The sequence below is a fragment of the Sporosarcina sp. FSL K6-2383 genome, from assembly GCF_038618305.1.
Lineage (GTDB): Bacteria > Bacillota > Bacilli > Bacillales_A > Planococcaceae > Sporosarcina.
The window spans coordinates 675,132-693,871 of the sequence record NZ_CP152017.1; the positions used below are offsets into that span (position 1 = coordinate 675,132).

General features: G+C 38.6%; 21 protein-coding genes. 16 read left to right on the forward strand and 5 right to left on the reverse strand.

Annotated elements, in window-relative coordinates; all coding sequences use genetic code 11:
* Positions 1 to 34: 34 nt before the first annotated feature.
* The gene (locus MKZ10_RS03575) at positions 35 to 1,030 is read right to left on the reverse strand and encodes an LLM class flavin-dependent oxidoreductase (protein ID WP_342507929.1); all 996 of its coding nucleotides are present in this window, start codon (positions 1,028 to 1,030) and stop codon (positions 35 to 37) included.
* Between the two features lie 6 nt (positions 1,031 to 1,036).
* A complete protein-coding gene (locus MKZ10_RS03580; RefSeq protein WP_342507931.1) occupies positions 1,037 to 1,333 on the reverse strand; it encodes a DUF3219 family protein in 297 nt (98 codons plus the stop codon).
* A gap of 324 nt (positions 1,334 to 1,657) precedes the next feature.
* On the opposite strand from MKZ10_RS03580, the gene MKZ10_RS03585 reads away from it, so the two are divergent.
* Together MKZ10_RS03585 and MKZ10_RS03590 are read left to right on the forward strand one after the other, a co-directional pair.
* The gene (locus MKZ10_RS03585) at positions 1,658 to 2,218 is read left to right on the forward strand and encodes a TetR/AcrR family transcriptional regulator (RefSeq protein WP_342507933.1); all 561 of its coding nucleotides are present in this window, start codon (positions 1,658 to 1,660) and stop codon (positions 2,216 to 2,218) included.
* A 63-nt stretch (positions 2,219 to 2,281) separates the two neighbouring features.
* Complete coding sequence (locus MKZ10_RS03590; RefSeq protein WP_342509991.1) at positions 2,282 to 3,649, forward strand: DHA2 family efflux MFS transporter permease subunit; 1,368 nt, start codon at positions 2,282 to 2,284, stop codon at positions 3,647 to 3,649.
* A gap of 95 nt (positions 3,650 to 3,744) precedes the next feature.
* Here the strand turns inward: MKZ10_RS03590 and MKZ10_RS03595 are convergent, their stop codons facing one another.
* A complete protein-coding gene (locus MKZ10_RS03595; protein WP_342507935.1) occupies positions 3,745 to 3,921 on the reverse strand; it encodes a hypothetical protein in 177 nt (58 codons plus the stop codon).
* Between the two features lie 338 nt (positions 3,922 to 4,259).
* Between MKZ10_RS03595 and MKZ10_RS03600 the strand changes: the two genes are divergently transcribed.
* From MKZ10_RS03600 to MKZ10_RS03620, 5 genes are all read left to right on the forward strand, one after another.
* Positions 4,260 to 5,555, forward strand: a complete 1,296-nt coding sequence (locus MKZ10_RS03600) for a tetratricopeptide repeat protein (protein WP_342507937.1) — start codon at positions 4,260 to 4,262, stop codon at positions 5,553 to 5,555.
* Positions 5,555 to 5,683 carry a hypothetical protein gene (locus tag MKZ10_RS03605; protein ID WP_342507939.1) on the forward strand — a complete coding sequence of 43 codons (129 nt, stop codon included), beginning with the start codon at positions 5,555 to 5,557 and terminating at the stop codon, positions 5,681 to 5,683. Before MKZ10_RS03600 ends, MKZ10_RS03605 begins: the two co-directional genes overlap by 1 nt.
* Before the next feature lie 167 nt (positions 5,684 to 5,850).
* Positions 5,851 to 6,174, forward strand: a complete 324-nt coding sequence (locus MKZ10_RS03610; protein ID WP_342507941.1) for a metalloregulator ArsR/SmtB family transcription factor — start codon at positions 5,851 to 5,853, stop codon at positions 6,172 to 6,174.
* Positions 6,175 to 6,191: 17 nt separating this feature from the next.
* Positions 6,192 to 7,127: a cation diffusion facilitator family transporter gene (locus MKZ10_RS03615; RefSeq protein ID WP_342507943.1), complete on the forward strand. Its 936-nt coding sequence runs from the start codon at positions 6,192 to 6,194 to the stop codon at positions 7,125 to 7,127.
* A 182-nt stretch (positions 7,128 to 7,309) separates the two neighbouring features.
* Positions 7,310 to 7,807, forward strand: a complete 498-nt coding sequence (locus tag MKZ10_RS03620) for a hypothetical protein (protein WP_342507945.1) — start codon at positions 7,310 to 7,312, stop codon at positions 7,805 to 7,807.
* A 205-nt stretch (positions 7,808 to 8,012) separates the two neighbouring features.
* Here the strand turns inward: MKZ10_RS03620 and MKZ10_RS03625 are convergent, their stop codons facing one another.
* Positions 8,013 to 8,738, reverse strand: coding sequence for a sulfite exporter TauE/SafE family protein (locus tag MKZ10_RS03625; protein ID WP_342507947.1), 726 nt, complete (start codon positions 8,736 to 8,738; stop codon positions 8,013 to 8,015).
* 217 nt (positions 8,739 to 8,955) lie between these two features.
* Between MKZ10_RS03625 and MKZ10_RS03630 the strand changes: the two genes are divergently transcribed.
* From MKZ10_RS03630 to MKZ10_RS03670, 9 genes are all read left to right on the forward strand, one after another.
* Positions 8,956 to 9,537 carry a TetR/AcrR family transcriptional regulator gene (locus MKZ10_RS03630; protein ID WP_342507949.1) on the forward strand — a complete coding sequence of 194 codons (582 nt, stop codon included), beginning with the start codon at positions 8,956 to 8,958 and terminating at the stop codon, positions 9,535 to 9,537.
* Positions 9,538 to 9,556: 19 nt separating this feature from the next.
* A complete protein-coding gene (locus tag MKZ10_RS03635; protein ID WP_342507951.1) occupies positions 9,557 to 10,648 on the forward strand; it encodes a serine hydrolase domain-containing protein in 1,092 nt (363 codons plus the stop codon).
* Between the two features lie 186 nt (positions 10,649 to 10,834).
* Positions 10,835 to 11,278 (forward strand): MarR family transcriptional regulator, encoded by a 444-nt coding sequence (locus MKZ10_RS03640; protein WP_342507953.1) that lies wholly within the window; start codon positions 10,835 to 10,837, stop codon positions 11,276 to 11,278.
* Positions 11,279 to 11,330: 52 nt separating this feature from the next.
* Complete coding sequence (locus tag MKZ10_RS03645; protein WP_342507954.1) at positions 11,331 to 12,272, forward strand: ring-cleaving dioxygenase; 942 nt, start codon at positions 11,331 to 11,333, stop codon at positions 12,270 to 12,272.
* Positions 12,273 to 12,514: 242 nt separating this feature from the next.
* Positions 12,515 to 13,573, forward strand: coding sequence for an LLM class flavin-dependent oxidoreductase (locus tag MKZ10_RS03650; protein WP_342507956.1), 1,059 nt, complete (start codon positions 12,515 to 12,517; stop codon positions 13,571 to 13,573).
* A 12-nt stretch (positions 13,574 to 13,585) separates the two neighbouring features.
* A complete protein-coding gene (locus tag MKZ10_RS03655; protein WP_342507958.1) occupies positions 13,586 to 14,152 on the forward strand; it encodes an NADPH-dependent FMN reductase in 567 nt (188 codons plus the stop codon).
* A gap of 234 nt (positions 14,153 to 14,386) precedes the next feature.
* Complete coding sequence (locus MKZ10_RS03660; protein WP_342507960.1) at positions 14,387 to 15,334, forward strand: ABC transporter ATP-binding protein; 948 nt, start codon at positions 14,387 to 14,389, stop codon at positions 15,332 to 15,334.
* On the forward strand, positions 15,327 to 16,841 hold the full coding sequence (locus tag MKZ10_RS03665; protein WP_342507962.1) for an ABC transporter permease/substrate-binding protein: 1,515 nt from the start codon (positions 15,327 to 15,329) through the stop codon (positions 16,839 to 16,841). The genes MKZ10_RS03660 and MKZ10_RS03665 overlap by 8 nt, the downstream gene beginning before the upstream one ends.
* Before the next feature lie 191 nt (positions 16,842 to 17,032).
* A complete protein-coding gene (locus MKZ10_RS03670) occupies positions 17,033 to 17,200 on the forward strand; it encodes a YtzI protein (protein ID WP_342507964.1) in 168 nt (55 codons plus the stop codon).
* 59 nt (positions 17,201 to 17,259) lie between these two features.
* On the opposite strand, the gene MKZ10_RS03675 is transcribed toward MKZ10_RS03670, so the two are convergent.
* Positions 17,260 to 18,558: an alpha/beta hydrolase gene (locus tag MKZ10_RS03675; protein ID WP_342507966.1), complete on the reverse strand. Its 1,299-nt coding sequence runs from the start codon at positions 18,556 to 18,558 to the stop codon at positions 17,260 to 17,262.
* Positions 18,559 to 18,740: the final 182 nt, after the last annotated feature.

An 18,740-nucleotide genomic window follows, 5' to 3' on the forward strand; every position in this document is an offset into this window, starting at 1 on the left:
TATGCAAGCGTTTTTTAATTTATAGTGTCACCCTTTAAAATACTTCTTCCGCAATTAATTTATAGGATTGAATTCGATCTTCCGGGGAGTATGTGATTGTGTTAATCATGATTTCGTTTGCTTGGTAGTTAGTTTGTAGCTCAAACAATTTCTGCTTCACTTCATGAGGATTGCCGATAATCATGTTCTGTCTCATTGTTTTTAACGATTCCATTTCTTTTTCGGTTAGCATATATTTCTTTGCTTCTTCAATAGAAGGAACGCCTTGATGTCCCTCCCCTTTTTCTTTTTGCAAAGACCATATGAGGTTGCTTAGTGCGATCTCTTCCGCTTGTTCGGTTGTTTCCCCACAAATAGCCGAAACTGTTACGATGACTTGCGGCGTTTGTTGTTCTTTTCTTGGCTTAAAGGTTTCAATATAGCCCTTGATGATAGCCGCCCCATCATTGTCACTCATAAAATGACCGAAAGTATATGGCATGCCATTTTCTGCTGCGAGTAAGGCACTTTTTTTACTTGTGCCGAGAAGCCAAGGTACAGCTGGATTTTCAGGTGTTGGAGATGCGGAAATGCTCGAGTACTCGTGACCCGCCGGGAAATCACCATCTAAAAAGTGGAGCAATTCTTTCACTAATATAGGGAAATTCCAAACCTGTTGCAAAAAGTTTTCAGACAGAGCATTCGTCACTTCAGCCGATCCACCCGGTGCTCGTCCTATTCCGATATCAATCCGATTTGGAAATAATGTGGCGAGCGTATTAAATACTTCTGCCACTTTATAGGGCCGGTAATGAGGTAATAAAATAGCGCCGGAACCAATCCGGATATGATTCGTATTAGCTCCAATATAGCTTAACATCACTTCAGGCGCAGAGCATGCGAGTCCAGGTAAATCATGGTGCTCAGCAATCCAGTATCTTGTATATCCGAGTGCTTCCCCAGCTTGAACTAACTTCATCGATTCATTTAATGCGTCGTATGCGGTTTGGTTTGAAGAGATGGGGGATTGATCTAATATGCTTAACCTCATTACATCTCAGTCCTTTTCTTCATGATTCACTTCTATCAAAGTCAATTTATACTGTCCGATTTGATCCTTTACATATAGGTTTGTAAGGGAAGTGGAGTAATTATGAATGACACCTCTAAATGTTAGGTTTCTTTCAGGAATTTTAACCTCAAAAAATTCGCTATAAAGTAAAGTTGCGATGTCATGGTAATCATCACTTTTTACGTCGAAATCAACTGAAACTTTATATAAACCATTTACTTTTTCTTCTTCATAGCTACGTAAATCAATTGTTCTGTCATTTAAGATTATTTTACTTATCAAGAAAAATCACTCCTATTTCAAATTCCAAGTCGTGACGTTAGAAATTAATGAAGTACCTTATATTATTGTCGCACACAAAAGATAATCTCGGTAGCGTGAGGATTTGGTTATCTACTTTCTCAAGTTTTTGCTATGGAAATTACAAAGGTATTTGTAGAAGAATTGTTTGGATTGAGTGAGTGCATCCGTCGAAGGATACACCAAGAAATGTGTCAGGGTTGTGAAAACAAGTACTGACAAAGAGTTAAAAATGTTGACTTATAGAGATTTTTTTTGATATCGTTATGAACAGACCGGTTGGTATGGCGGAGGTGTGCTACGGAAATGGATACAAAATCGCTGATAATCGACATCGCGACAACGCTTTTTCAACAAAAAGGATATAGGGGCGTAGGACTAAACGAAATTATAAAAGCATGTGGGATTTCAAAAGGTGCGCTCTATCATCATTTTTCGAATGGAAAAGAAGAATTACTAATCGCTTGCCTTCAATCTCTGAATGAAGCGATTACTGAGGATATCGTGGAAATTTTTGAACGGTATCCGAGTACGCAAGAAGCTACACATGCAATGGTTTCGAAATTAATCGTTAATTTTGAAGCAGAAGGAACGATTACGGGGTACACAATTAGCAGTATGGTTAGCGAAATGGCCTCGCTAAGTGATCCAGTTCGAATGGCATGCGCTCAGCTGTATCAAAAAATGCAAGATATATATTTTCAAAAGTTAGTAGCGGACGGATTTTCGAAAGATGCGGCTTATTCAATAGCACTTATGATGACCGCTTCTATTGAAGGTGGAATAATGCTTTGTTTAACACAAAAAGCAAGCGAGCCACTAAAAACTATTTCGCATGTGCTATCAAAATTATTGAAGGAGTTTTAATAAGTGAATACACAAACCAATACGGCAGCAAAAACGAAACAACCAATCAAAACAGGACCGATAATGGCGGCTCTTTTAGTAGCTGGTTTTGTCGGTCTTTTTAGTGAAACAGCATTAAATATTGCCTTTGTAGAATTAAGTCAAATTTTTAGTATTGATTCTACAACGGTTCAATGGTTAGCGACAGGTTATTTTTTAACGTTGGGTATTTTAGTGCCTGTAACAGGTATTTTGATGCAGAAATTCACGACGCGTCAAATGTTTATTACCTCTGTATTACTAATTCTTGTCGGTACAATTGTAGCAGCAGTAGCACCAGTATTTAGCGTATTACTCGCGGGACGTATCATTCAAGCTGCAGGGCTAGCAATCAGTTTACCTTTAACACAAAATGTTATTTTTACGATTTTCCCTCCTAATAAACGAGGCGCTGCAATGGGTATAATGGGGTTAGTTATGCTAGCGGGTCCATCACTAGGTCCAACAATTGCAGGCCTTATTCTAGATACATTATCGTGGCACTGGATTTTCTGGGTTACAGTACCTTTCCTACTGTTTTCCCTCATTTTTGGGCTTGTTTATTTACCGGATGTCAATGAAATTCGCAAGGTGTCGATTGATGCCCTGTCTGTTATTCTTTCGACCATTGGTTTCGGGGGGATTGTTTATGGATTTAGTGTATCTGGTGTCGCCGGCTGGACAAGTGCAACTGTCCTTGGCACAATCGTCGTTGGAATCATAGCCCTCATCATTTTTGCGATTCGACAAATGAAAATGGAAGATCCTATGCTGAATCTACGAGCATTCCGTTACCCGTTATTTGTTATTGGTGTCATTATGAGCTTCATAACGTTCTTTAATATGTTGTCGATGCTCGTTATTTTACCTATGTATATGCAAATGGCATTAGTCATTGCTGCTTTTACAACAGGACTCATCCTTCTACCAGGTAGCTTGTTGAACTGTATATTAGCGCCAATTATTGGTCGTTTATTTGACAAGTATGGTCCGAAAGCAGTGATTACACCTGGCACAATTTTGGTTGCCATTGGTTACGTAATGTATGCACAATTTGGTACAGACACAGCTTTATGGGTGATTGTATTATCCTTTGTTATTATGATGTTAGGTGTAGGGGCGGTGCTCGCATCTGTTCAAACAAACACGCTGAATTCTCTTCCAAGAAGATTCTATCCTGATGGAATTGCTATCACTCAAACAATCCAGCAAGTAGCTGGCGCCGTTGGTATCGCAGTAATGGTGTCACTCCTAACCGCAAAACAAAATAGTTACCTAGCAACTGTTGCAAATGAGCCGGCGCAAGCCGCAGCATCAGGATCATCATTGGTCTTTACTATCAGTTTAGCATTAGCCGTGATTAATATTGTGCTGTCTTTATTTATGAAAAAGCCTGCCTCGACTATTAAGTAAATTTAATTATTCTTTTCTTGAGTAACTGAATACAACAACGAGCTTAGTCATATTTGACTAAGCTCGTTTGACGTTTCAAATAGTGAATGTCATTATTACTGATGATTATAAATTTGTTTGATGTCAGTCGGGATATCCTGGAATTCTACTGTTTTAAGGAAACCATTTGATTTCATCTTTTGAAGAAACTCCAGCAGTTCGATTTTCATTTGATGTAATTGCATATCTTTATAGTCAATATTCAACTGCTCATTTGCTGTCTCCATGGACATAATCTCACTCCCTTCAAAAAATGATGTGTAAGTTTATACACGATTTAACACATTAGAAATTCCTTTATAATCCCCAACCCACATATTATTACCACTACATTTAGTTACTATCCTTAATCGCTTCCACAAAATAACTATATTCAATTCGCATGCGAACGATCCTTTTTTCATATTCAGTTAAATATATCACGCTTAGGTCTAGAGTACTATCCAATTAGGTTGGGACATTTTTTTCGGAAATAGGCTTTATTTGCATGATTCAGGAATTAATTTCTCACATTATAATGGTATGATTAGTATTACAAATGCACTATGATATAAAAGAGAGGGATTCGCTAATGAAAGTTGGTCATTTAATAAGGGCAGAACGAATTAGACAAGACATGAAGCAATTAGTACTAGCAAAGGGAATCTGCACACCTTCTTACCTATCTAAAATAGAACGGAATTTAATTTTTCCGAGTGAGGACATCGTTACGTTATTATTCAATCGACTAGGCATAGATTCATCGAAGTTACAAAAGAATGATCGGCAAACTGAAATTGATTTTGAGAAAATGTTAGAAGCTATTTACAAAGAAGTGATTACAAATCGTGACGGAAATTTTACTAAACAAAAGCTGGAGTATTTAGAACAGCATAGTCCATTATTTGAAAATCAAACCCTTTACTATACGTATCTTCTAATTATAATGAGGTTTAAGCTTATTCTTGGAACGAAATTAATTGAACGAAAAAAGGAAATTGAAGATCTTGAAGCATTATGCAAGGATTTTAATACAAGACAACTGTATTTATATAAAATAAATAAAGCAATTTACTATTATTCTACAGAAAATCGCAATAAATCGATTGAATACTTTGAAGAGTGTCTATCGTTAGCAGACAATATACCATTAGAAATTTGGGAAAAAGCAGAATTGAATTATATGGTAGGTGTCGTATATACAGCAGATGGCCGTATCTTTACCACTATTGATTATATAAGAAGCGCTCTTGATTATTTTAGAGAAAATTTTTCAATGAAGAGAGTTTTGGATTGTTACATTTTAATTGGAATTACTCGAAAAAAAAGTGAGCAATTCCCAGAGGCGTTAGAATCTTATTTAAAGGCAATGCAAATTTGTGATGAATTTAACTTAGATGATGAAAAGGGAATCGTGTACCACAATCTGGGTTCGTTATATGGGACGATGAGTTATAGCGAAGATGCCATTCGCTACTATAAGAAAAGTATTAAATTTAAAACGGACGAAGATAGTCCTCTCATATCGATACTCTGCTTAGTTGTCGAGTATTCGAAAATGAATGACCAGAAATTCGTTAATTATTGGTGTGATCAGGGACTCCGGCTACTTTCTCAGTTGGAGGAAAATAACTTAACATCATACCACTATCACTTCAATATTTTTAAATCACTCCATAGCGAACAAGGTTTGTCGGAACGGATTACCCAACAAGCAATTGATTACTTTAAAACAGTAGAGGATTATCAGTATGTCCATAAATATTCAATTGCATTAGCGGAATGGTATTATAGTAACAGAAAATATAAACTATCAGCTATTTACTTTCAAGAAGCAAATAAATTTGGTTATATTTACAGAAAAACAAAGACGTGGGAGGATTTATAATGAAAAAAGTTTTAGCAGTTCTTTTACTTGTAGTAATTTTGAGTGGAGTTTCGGGGAATCAAGCTTTTGCAACTAAGGATGAGCTACCTAGATTATTTAAAACAACTAGTGTTCCAATTGATTTCTAACAATAAGCAAGGAAAAGGGCTGTTCAGCAAGTCAGTGAAAACTGATTTTCTGGACAGCCCTTCTTAGTTTACACAGTCCCCTCAGTTGACATCCACCCTATACATGCTATATTAATTTATATATGAGTATATGTTCATGTATTAGTATTCAGGAGGTGAACCGATAAATGAAGAAGGAAGAGAAAATCATCCATCATGAATCCCATTTAGACGAAGAAACACTATTTGTGGTGTCTCAAACATTTAAGGCGCTAAGTGATCCAACAAGAATACGTATTTTAAACTTATTATGTGCGGAAGAGCATTCTGTTAATGATATTGCAGAAACTTTAGATTTAGGTCAATCAACCGTTTCTCATCAATTGCGCTTCTTGAAAAACTTACGCTTGGTGAAGTTTAGAAGAGAAGGCACGACGATTTATTATTCAAAAGATGACGATCACGTGATGAATTTGCTGACACAAGCGATTGAACATGCGGCGCATAACTAGGGAGAGAAGGGATTAATATGGGACACGATCATGATCATACACATGGTGCCAATAAAAAAGTATTGCTGATCTCCTTTGTTATCATTACCAGTTATATGATTGTTGAGCTCATTGGTGGTTTAATCACGAATAGCTTGGCCCTCTTATCGGATGCGGGGCATATGTTAAGTGATGCGATTTCACTGGGGATCGCCCTGCTTGCTTTTACATATGGCGCAAAGGCAGCGAGTCAAAGTAAGACATTCGGCTATAAACGATTTGAAATATTAGCAGCTGTTTTAAATGGTGTGACGTTAATACTCATTGCCTTGTTCATTTTTTATGAAGCGATCCAGCGCTTCGCGAATCCACCTGAAGTAGCGACAACAGGGATGTTAATCATCAGTAGTATTGGTTTAGCGGTCAATATTCTGGTGGCTTGGATTATGATGCGTGGTGGGGATGTGGAAGACAATTTAAATATGCGTGGGGCATTCTTGCACGTCATTAGCGATATGCTTGGTTCAGTAGGTGCAATTATTGCAGCGCTTCTCATCCTATTTTTTGACTGGGGATGGGCGGATCCATTGGCGAGTGTTATTGTTGCTGTCCTTGTTTTACGTAGTGGTTATTATGTGACAAAATCCGGACTGCATGTGCTAATGGAAGGGACACCGCAAAATGTAGATATGGATGATGTGATTCAAACGATTCAACAGACACCAGGTGTTGAAAGTGTCCATGATCTACATATTTGGTCCATAACAAGCGGTTTAAATGCGTTATCTTGTCACCTTGTTGTGGATGATCAAATGACAATTGCAGAAAGCGAACCATTATTACGTAAAATCGAACATGACCTTGAACATAAAAACATTCAACACATAACAATCCAATTAGAAACGTCTGCACATCAGCATGACAATTCGGTTTTATGTAGGGTAAAAGCCGGATCATCTGGGCATCATCATTAAATCAAGATTCTTTTTATTGTGTAATTTATCTAGATGATTCCTATAGATGAGTAGATTTGGTATACTATTAAAATCAATGCGCAGTAATGGGGTAAGTTTTTTTTACCCTCATGCATAGTGTACAAGCTCCCTTGTGTCACAAATCTCTGCCATCTGAAATATGTATTATGGAGATGACAAATTTGTACAAGGAAGATCGACTGCCTCAAAACGCTAAAGAGGGTATACTGTTTTTATTGATTATTTCAATCATTTCAGTTAATACGATAGCGCCTATTATTATTGGATTAGAACGTGGGTTCAGCAAAGAAGTGTATGTAGAAACATTGATTATGCTTCCGATTATGTGGGTATTTGTAGTTTTGTTGGTGAAATTAGTTGCAGGACCATTGGTTGGGAAAGTGATGCCGAAATTCGTAGGACAAACAGATGGATTTAATGCCAGGGTCTTATTGAATACGTTATTGAATGTTACGGTATTATCAGTTTTTCTAACGATAATCGGCACTTGGGTTGGTACGAAGCAGGTAAGCCTAGAGCCGTTTAAAAACTTCCTTCACATTTGGCCAAGAAATTTTGGTATTGCGTTTTGGATTGAGCTTTTAGTTGCACAGCCAATCGCACGATTTGTTATGAAAAAACTACATCAAAGCCAGGCGAGAAAAGCTGAAATTGCATAAACCTTCATGTTTGGTTTAGAGTTTTCTTTTAAACCAATCTGATTTTTTAGAAAGCCAATTGATTTTATAAACAAATCAATTGGCTTTTTTGGTACCGTGAAATTGATGTATAGAACTAACGAAGTTTATTTTGGTGGAAGCTTTCAGTAGGGGCTGCTCGCCTCTATGTAAATAGTACGAAATAAGACCTGAGGAATACGTACTGTTAAAAAGAACTTAAACTCTCAACCAAAAGAAAAATCCCTGTGCAAATCAAAAGAACATATGTAAATACTCTGAAAACCTGTTGGTTCAACCATTTGAAAATAATTTGCCCTATAAACAAACCAAGAAATACAATTGGAATGGCATAAAGACTGGACTGCCAGATGATTTTGTTGGTCCCGGTAAAGATGATTTGGGTTAGTAGACTGATGAAATAAATAAAGAGATAAAAAGCTAATGTAGTTGCACGTAACTTCCCTTTTTCAGTATCCGTCCCTGTGAAATAAAGTAATAACGGAGGACCTGGCATACCGATACTTGTTGTTAAAACTCCTGAAATCCCTCCAACTATGAAATCTCTAACTGGCGTTGACTTAACCTTCACATTCCCTATTAAAAGCAGAGTCAATAGTAAAAGAACTATGCCGATGCCTAACTTTAAAGCATTTATATTCATAGATATAAAGATGAAAATTCCTAATGGTACACCAATCATACTGCCTATAATAAATCTTTTTAATAACACAAAGTCAATGTCGTTTCGAATTTTTAAAATTAGTGATAGAGAGATGAGTAACGATAAAATAATATTTATTTGTATAGCTTCCTGTGGTAGGAATAACATAAGTAAAAATGGCGTTGCCATGATAGAAAAACCAAAGCCTGTACTTGATTGTAGTATAGAAGCTACTAATATAATACATATGAATACGAATCCAGTCTCCAAAATGCACCTCTCATTTAACAAATTCACTTACTAGTATTTTATCATATTTATCAGAACTGATGATAGTTGCTCGTTTTACCCCCTTTATGATGTCTTATCAACTAGCACTTGAAATAAAAAATTACTCTTTACAAACAGTAAAACAGTTATATAATGATAGATATATATAACATATGTTATATAATAAAAGATTTTATCTACTAAAGTGAGGATGTTTATGGCACCTAAAACAAAGTTTACGAGAGAAACTATCATTAATGCGGCTTTTGATATTGCAAAAATTGAGGGGATCAATCAAATAACAGTTAGAAAAGTTGCGGACAAAATGGGTAGCTCGATTGCTCCGATTTATGTCAATTTTACAGAAATCGAGGAATTGAAGACGTCGGTTATCCAGAAAATCCATATGATTTCCCAACAGATGCTCATGACGAAATATACAGAAGATCCGTTCCTCAATATAGGTATTGCTAGTTTGAAATTTTCGAGAGAGTATCCTGTTCTTTTTAAAGACCTTATCATGAATAATACGATGTATATGAAAGATGTTCAGCCACCCGCAGATACGATTCTTCAGCAGATGAAACAAGCGCCTACACTCAATGGTTTCACTGATCAGGAAATGGGCGGTATTTTATTTAAGATGAAAGTTTTTCAAATGGGGTTGTCTGTGATGGATGTCAATGGCCTGCTTCCAACAGCTTTGGATGAACAGCAGTTAATTGAGTTACTAGAAAGTACGGGAAATGATCTAATACTTGCAGCACAGTCACGTCGTAATATGGAAGAACAAAAATAAATAATGGAGTGGTGTGCGAATGGTTAACGAAAGAGTGGAGACATTAATTCATCAACTCTTTAATAAAGTTGTGGAAAAAAATCCCCATATATACAATGCTTATTTGTTAGTCCATTCTGAAAAACACGGCATCCATGTGCATACTGCAAAAGGTTCGACAGGCGATATGCCTGCCCATGCCCAGCAACCTTATTTTATTGCGAGTATTGGTAAGTTGTTCACCTCCGTCCTGATTGGACTATTGGTTGAAAAGGAGAGGCTCACATATGAGGATACAATCACCGCATATGTGGATCCTGATGTATTGCGTGATCTTCATGTTTATAAAGGAAGGGACTATACGAACGATATTAAAATCAAACATTTATTAAACCACACATCAGGCTTAAATTGTTTTTTTGAGGATAAGCCAAAACAAGGTAAATCTATGATTGATTTGTTGTTTGAGCAACCTTCTCGTTACTGGGAGCCGAAGGAGGTTATTGAATGGTCCAAAGAGCATTTGACAGCACACTTCCCTCCTGGGAAAGGGTTTCATTACTCGGATACGGGTTATAATATATTAGGACTGATTATCGAAAAATTGACTGGAATGCCTTTAGCCGAGGCACTGCGCTTCTATATTTTTGAACCCCTTGGTATGAATCACTCGTACCTTTTCCGTGATTCGTTATCATCGGTAGGTGGTGAATATCCAATGGCGCATCTCTATGGGGGGACAGTTAATGTCACAGATTACCGCAGTTTAAGTGTTAATTATGCGGGAGGTGGCATTATTTCAACATCAGAAGATTTACTTATTTTTATGAAGGCGTTGGTCAATTATGAAATTTTAAGTGAAGAAACGATTTTGACTATGAAAAATGATAAGGCGAAGTTTTTTATCGGAATTGATTACGGTTATGGATTAATGCATTTCAAAACGGTTCCTCTCATGATGCCTAAAAGATATAATGCATGGGGAAATGCGGGTTCAACGGGAACATTTATGTTTTACCACCCCGTGCTAAATACGTACTTCATCGGAAGTTTGAATCAGTTTCGTTACAATCGAAAAGCCTTTCGATTACTGTTTAAGCTTATTGATATTATGTCCAAAAAAATCCACTGATTATCTTCAGCGCCTTTTCTACTAAATAAGTTAAACCTCGGAATAATTGTGCAAATCGCTTGTAGTCCTTACACGCGATTTTTTATTTCACTTTAAATAAATCTTGAATTCGAGATTTATGACTTGCATCATCATCACTTGCGTGGTAAAGTGATAGTAAGGTTAGCAACAAGGAGGCGAAACAAAATGCAGAATCATACGATTGGCTCGCTCATTTGGTTACGCTTAATGCGTTTTACCAACCAAAGTAACCAGTTGTCAAACGACTTTTTAAAACGTTTTGATTTAACAACGGCTCAATTTGATGTACTTGTACAAATTCAAACATACCAGCCCCTTACACAAAGTGAATTAGCTGACAAAGTGATCGTGACGCAAGGTGGAATATCCCGCATGCTTGCTCGACTTGAAAAAGAAGGCTATATTGTCCGTAAGCAGGATTGGAAAACAAAAATGATTAGTCTCACGAATAAAGCTGAAATCATCTTAGAAGAGGCCATGCCAGCTCAACTCGGATTTCAAACATCATTTTTTGAAGAGGTATTAACAAGGGAAGAAGAGAAAACACTATACAAACTTATGACACGTATCCATAAACATAGTCTGAAAAAAGAATTGCCGCCAGAGTGATTTTTTTCACCATCACTTGACTAATCAATTAAAAAACCAAGGAGGAATTATCATGTACAAAATACCAGGACACCACCACATTTCAATGATCACAAAAGATGCAGGGACGAATAACCATTTTTATCGAGAAGTATTAGGCTTGCGCCGTGTGAAAAAAACGGTGAACCAGGATAGTCCATCGATGTACCACTTATTTTATGGAGATTTAACAGGAAGCCCGGGAACAGAGTTATCCTTTTTTGAAATGACGAATGCAGGAAGAACGGTTCGTGGTACGAATGCCATTACTCAAATCGGCTTACTTGTACCATCACTCGAAAGTTTAACGTATTGGAAACAGCGCTTTGAACAATTAGATGTCATGCATGGAGAAATTACAACGTATGCAGGTCGGGCAGCATTGCCATTTGAGGATTCGGAAGGCTTACGCCTGATTTTATTGAACAATAATGGTGAGGATATTCCAGAATTTTGGTCGGCTTGGGGCGGTTCGAGCGTCGAGCAAGAGCATCGTATTTTAGGGATGGGTTCGACGGAAATCACTGTGCGTAATTTGGAACGAACAGCTAAAACGTTGCGAGATCTATTTGGTTATGCAGAAGTGACCTATTCTGAAGAGGAAGCGATCTATCAATCTGTTGAAGGGCAAGCATTTGGTGAAATTGTCTTGAAGCAACTAGAGGGACCGAGTGAAAAACCGGGACGAGGCAGCATTCATCATTTAGCGATTCGTGTGAAAAACGAGGCAGAATTGCGTTATTGGGATGGCGTTGTGAAGGAACGGGGCTTTGATTCATCAGGGGTGATTGACCGCTTTTATTTCCAAAGCTTATACTTCCGCGATGCGAATGGCATTCTATTTGAAATTGCGACGGATGGACCTGGTTTTACAAAGGATTCCACTATTGAGGAGCTAGGGACAAAGTTAGATTTACCGCCGTTTTTAGAAGGTAGACGTGCAGAAATTGAAGCGAAGTTGCAGCCGATTGATTAAATGAAATGCAGTGAGCGGCGTTATGACCGCCATCGGTGTGGTTATGCTCGGCATGGGATAGTTTATGACCGCCATGGACCTGGTTATTACCGGCATGAGAAAGTTTATGACCGCCATGGACCTAGTTATCACCGGCATAAGTTAGTTTATCACCACCATGGCTGAAATTCATACATCAAATATATTGTGTTGAGAAATTAACTAGAAGTCGACATCTTTGGTAGAAAAGGGAGCGAGTAATAATGGAGAAATACCGTATTGAACCATCAAAAGGAATGGAATTTGGATTATATTCGATTGGGGATCACTTACTAAACCCTTTCACAGGTAGTAAGATTAGTGCTGAGCAACGTATTCAGGAATTAATCGAGGCGAGTAAGCTGGCAGACGAAGCTGGATTGGATGTTTTTGCAGTCGGTGAAAGTCATCAAACGCATTTTACAACGCAAGCACATACAGTCATCTTAGGTGCGATTGCACAGGCGACCAAAAATATTAAAATTGCGAGTTCTGCTACTGTGTTAAGCGTAAATGATCCTGTGCGTGTCTATGAAGATTTTGCGACACTGGATTTAATTTCAAAGGGGCGGGCTGAAATTGTTGCGGGACGTGGTTCACGAATCGGGGCTTATAGTTTACTTGGCTATGATGTCCATGATTATGAGGAGTTATTTGAAGAAAAACTAGAGCTACTGATGAAAATCAATGATGAGGAAACGGTGACGTGGCAAGGACAATTCCGTGCGCCATTGGACAAAGCGACGATTTTACCACAACCCCAAAACGGTCATTTACCAATTTGGCGTGCAGTCGGTGGACCACCAGCCAGTGCCATCAAGGCGGGGTATGCAGGGATTCCAATGATGCTGACAACATTGGGAGGACCAGCAGTTAATTTTAAAGTGGCAGTGGATGCTTACCGCGAGGCGGCGCAGCGCAGTGGTTTTGATCGGGCTACTTTACCAATCGCGACAACGAGCTTATTCTACACGGCAGAAAATTCCCAGGATGCATTGCGTGAATCATACCCGCATCTTGATACAGGTATGATGGCGTTAAGAGGCGGCGGCTATCCGAAGCAACAGTTTGCACAATCGACAGACGTGCGCGATGCGTTAATGATCGGTAGCCCACAGCAAATTATTGAGAAAATGCTGTACCAGTATGAGTTATATGGCCAACAACGCTTCATGGCACAAATCGACTTTGGTGGTGTACCGTTTGATAAAATCATGAAAAATATTGAGTTAATTGCGACAGAAATAATGCCGGCTGTTAAGAAATATACAATGGAGAAGTAAGGGGGAGCTATTGTGAAAATTGTACTCTTATCGGGCTCTAAAGTAGGGTCTAAAACAAGGACAGCAATGGATTATACGCTCAAAATAGTGCAAGAAAAATACCCGGATGCGGAGAGTACTTTGCTGGACCTAGCTGACTTTGACGTAGTCTTTAGTGATGGGCGCAATTATATGGACTATGAGGGCGATACCAAATATGTGACGGAAACATTGATGGCAGCAGATGCTATCATCATCGGCACGCCGACATTCCAAGCATCTATTCCAGCTACACTGAAAAATATCTTCGATTTATTGCCAGTCAATGCGTTCCGTGACAAAGTCGTGAGTATGCTTGTCACGGCAGGTAGTCCGAAGCATTATTTGATGGTGGAGCAGCAATTGAAGCCAATTTTAGCATATATGAAGGCGCATATTGTCCCGACATATGTATTTATAGAAGAAAAGGACTTCAACCGTAAAGAAATCGTCAATGACGACGTGCATTTCCGTATGGAGCGTTTAGTGGAGGATACTGTGATGCTGGTCGAGGCTTATGTGGGGATTCGGGAAAAGAAGGATGCGGAATACGGGTTTTGAGTAAAGGTTCTAAGACAGTGTTGTGCTGTTTTAGAACTTTTTTTATTGAAGGAGAACGGGCGCTCAAGCAATTGCGAAAGTCAGTGAACGCTGATTTTCTAGACAGCTTTTTGGATAGAATGACCATCCCTATAAGCACGATCTCCGAGTTATTTCATCACGCGTGATAAAATAAAAAGAAATAATTAGCGGAGATGAGCAAGTGAACATCTATCTTAACGGGGAGGGAATGAAATGATCCAGTTCGAAAATGTTTCCAAGCAATATGATAACGGTCAAATCGCAGTGAAATCGCTAAATTTGGCAATTGAAAAAGGGGAATTCTTTGTGATTATTGGGCCAAGCGGTTGTGGGAAAACGACCTTGCTTAAAATGATCAATCGGCTCATCCATTTAACAGATGGAACGATAAGAATTGAAGGCAAAAGAATAAGTGATTATAACTTGCATGAGTTACGCTGGAATATAGGCTATGTACTACAACAAATTGCTCTTTTTCCACATATGACAATCGAGGAGAACATTGCTATCGTTCCCGAACTGAAAAAGTGGAAGCCTGAGAAAATTCAACACCGTGTCCAAGAATTATTGGATATGGTTGGATTGGATCCCGCTAATTATCGTCATAGAAAACCGAAAGAGCTTTCTGGTGGGGAGCAACAAAGGGTTGGTGTGATTCGTGCGCTAGCGGCAGATCCGGAGGTTATTTTGATGGATGAGCCATTCAGTGCCCTGGATCCCATTAGCCGAGCAAAATTACAGGATGATTTACTGAAGCTACAACGAACGATTCGTAAAACGATTGTCTTTGTATCTCATGATATGCAAGAGGCTTTGAAGTTAGGGGACCGAATTTGTGTGATGAAGGATGGAGAAATTGTGCAACTTGGCACACCTCAGGAAATTATCCAACATCCTGCAAATGATTTTGTCCGTGAATTTATGGGATTAACGAAGGAATTCGAAATTCAGCGCGTGATTCAGCCTTCTTTAATGGAGGAAAGCAATCTTCAGCACAGCGTGTCTAGTCAGGACTCATTACAAATTATTTTAAGTAAGTTGGCTCAGCATGATTGTTTAACTGTCGTTGATGAAGGTGAGGTAGTAGGAATGATTACGCGGGAATCAGTCATTCAGTTTTTAGCAGATGATTCTGTGACAAGAGGTGATCGTCATGACTAACTTATTTGCAGTTTTTACTGAACGAAAAGGGCAGTTGTTAGTTTCTTTACTTGAACATATCCAAATTTCATTTATCGCTCTCTTTTTTGCGGTTGTCATTGCAATTCCTATTGGCATTTATTTAACGAATCAGAAGAAAATAGCAGAAAGTATTATTGGTATTAGTGCGGTGTTGCAGACGATACCCTCATTGGCATTGCTAGGATTACTTATTCCGCTATTTGGTATAGGGAAAGTGCCAGCCATTATTGCATTGGTGGCTTATGCATTGTTACCGATTTTACGAAATACATATACAGGTATTAATGAAGTGGATTCATCCTTGAAGGAAGCTGCGACAGCTATGGGAATGAATAGGTATAAGAGATTGGTGAAAGTGGAATTACCTCTTGCTATGCCTGTGATGATGGCGGGAATCCGCACGGCTACGGTATTAATTGTTGGAACTGCAACGTTGGCGGCGCTTATTGGAGCTGGGGGATTAGGGGATATTATTTTACTGGGGATTGACCGTAATAATCCAGCGCTTATTGTGTTAGGGGCGATACCTGCTGCTCTTTTGGCGTTGGTGTTTGATTTTTTATTGAAGAAATTAGAGTCATTGTCCTTTAAAAAAACAATCGGTGTAATGGGAGCGATTAGTGCAACAGCACTACTTATCATTCTTTTTCCTCTCATCAATAGTAGTGAAAAAGAAGAAATTGTGATAGCGGGAAAATTGGGAGCAGAGCCTGAAATATTGATAAATATGTATAAGTTATTGATTGAAAATGAGACGGATTTGGATGTTCGATTGGAGCCTGGTTTTGGCAAGACAACCTTTGTATTCAATGCACTGAAATCCGGGGATATCGATATTTATCCCGAATTTACAGGGACAGCCATTGCGGAGTTTTTAAAAGAACAAGCTATTAATAATGATGCGGAAGATGTCTATCAGCAGGCGCAAAAGGGGATGTTGGAGTCATTTGATATGGTGATGCTTCGTCCAATGCAGTACAACAATACCTATGCATTAGCTGTTTCAAAAGAAATCGCTGACACATACCAATTGACAACCATTTCAGATTTACAGGCCATTCAAAAAACGATAAAAGCAGGATTTACCCTGGAGTTCAATGATCGTGAAGATGGCTATCTAGGCATTCAAAAGCATTATGGCATCATGTTTTCGAACGTTGCTACAATGGAACCTAAGCTGCGCTATCAGGCAATAGCAAGTGGCGATATACAAGTATTGGATGCCTATTCAACAGACAGTGAAATCCAGCAGTATGATTTGGCTGTTCTGGAAGATGACCGACAGCTATTTCCACCTTATCAGGGTGCGCCTTTATTAAGGAAAGAAACGCTGCAACAATATCCTGAAATAGGATCAATCCTCAACCAATTAGCCGGTCAAATAACAGACGCTGATATGCGCGAATTAAATTATCAAGTAAATGTAGAAGGAAAAAAAGCGTCAGAAGCGGCACGGGAGTATTTGGAGGAAATAGGCTTGTTATAGTCGGTTGAATCGTCTTACAGGGGAAGCGGGCGCTATTCTTTGTAGGACGATTTTTAAATTGTATGATTGTTTCGGTATCACGACCAATTTAATTGTGAGAAATAAGTCACCTATTCGTAATGAACTACCCTATAACTAAACAGATTTTGTAGTAAACTTACAATAGACATAGCGAGGAAGGAGACAAGTAAATGACGATTGGGATATGGGTTTTTCTTATTTTTTTATTTTTACTTTTACAAATCGTTCTTATCTACATCGTTATCCATAAAAGTTATCGATATAAACATACGATTGATCCGATTGACGAACGTACAAAAGATATGAATAGAGAGAGAGCTGAAGAAAAAAATACCTAGTTTCTAAGCAAGTGTGAATTGCTTGGAGACTAGGTATTTTTTATTTTTGGGGGTACCTGTTACTTTAGCAGGAATTCAACAATTCCCTCTATCAATCCTTGTGCCAACGGTAGATCTGGATTGCTATAAGTCGCGATATTACCTTCGCGATCTTCAGGTGAATCTTTCAAGATATGATTCATTTTGTCTACAATGAGTAGCTTCGCGTCTTTTTTCGCGTCATGCAACAGTCCGGCATCTTTGACAGGGACTTGAATGTCCCGATCGCCATTCACGAGAAGGACTGGGACTTGTAGTTTTTTTAGTTGTTCTGTTGGATCATATTTCAACCATGAAATCATATAAGGTTGAACAGATAGTCGGAAAACAGCTTGCAGTTCTGAACTAATTTCCTGCACTTGCTCACCTTGTTTTAATGAAGCGAGAATAGTGTTAGATTCTTCGAGTAGGTTAGCTGGAAGCTGCACCTCTAGTTGTTCCATGAGCACTTGATCGATGAGCCTACCTGCTCCCGCAATGGAAACGAATAGGTCAGCCTCTGTTTGTTCAGCAGCGACCATGCCGATTAACGACCCTTCGCTATGCCCGATAATGCCGACCTTTGAAAAACGTTCATCATTTTGGGCGAATTGGACCCATGCGGCGGCATCATCAATAAAGTGGTCAAATCGCAAATCCTCTTCTTTACCAGCCAAGCTCATATTTTTCCCGACTCCGCGTTTATCATAACGGATGCTTGCGATGCCTTCGGCCGATAAACCTTCTGCAAGCATTTTTAAACTATTGTTTTTTCCAGGTAATGTAGGGGAGTTACCGTCATGGTCTGTAGGACCGGACCCCGCAATAATAACCATAAGAGGGAAGGGGCCTTCACCTTGTGGGATTTCCAATAGACCATCCATCGTTCCGTTAGCGATGTTAACTTGAACAACATCCCCTGTTTCAGTTACTTGTTCTGGACTGCCTTTTGTTAATTCAAAGGGGAAGGATTGCCCTTGTTGTGTGAATGTCCCTGTGATATTATCTTGTGCTACATTGCCGTCGAATGTTATATGTTGACCTTGCATGTCCATCTCGAAAAATACAGCTGCCCCATCCATTTTCACGCTTGTTAGTGGATAATCACTTAAACCTTGCACTGGGATACTAATCATTCCGGTTGTTTTGTCGAATGTCAGTATAATCGGCAGCGGTTGATTTGGAATCATAATAGAGCCATTCCATACACCTTCAATCATTACCAATGAACTCACCTCATCTGGATTCGCATTTGATTCTGTCTCCTTTTTCTTGCTACAGCCTGCAATTAATAGAAATATACTGGCCATTAAACAAAAAACAATCTTTAGTTTTTTCATGTGACACCCTCCATCTTTGTTCTATATAAAGTATAACAGCTGTTGTTTGGTGAGTAAAGAATAGGCTATCGTTAACTGAATAGAAGAAAGTGGGTGTATGATAAATTTGGGGTGATAGATAATATGGCCGTTAATGAATTCACCGAAATTTTTCACGATGTTTGATGCTGGTGATAGTTCGC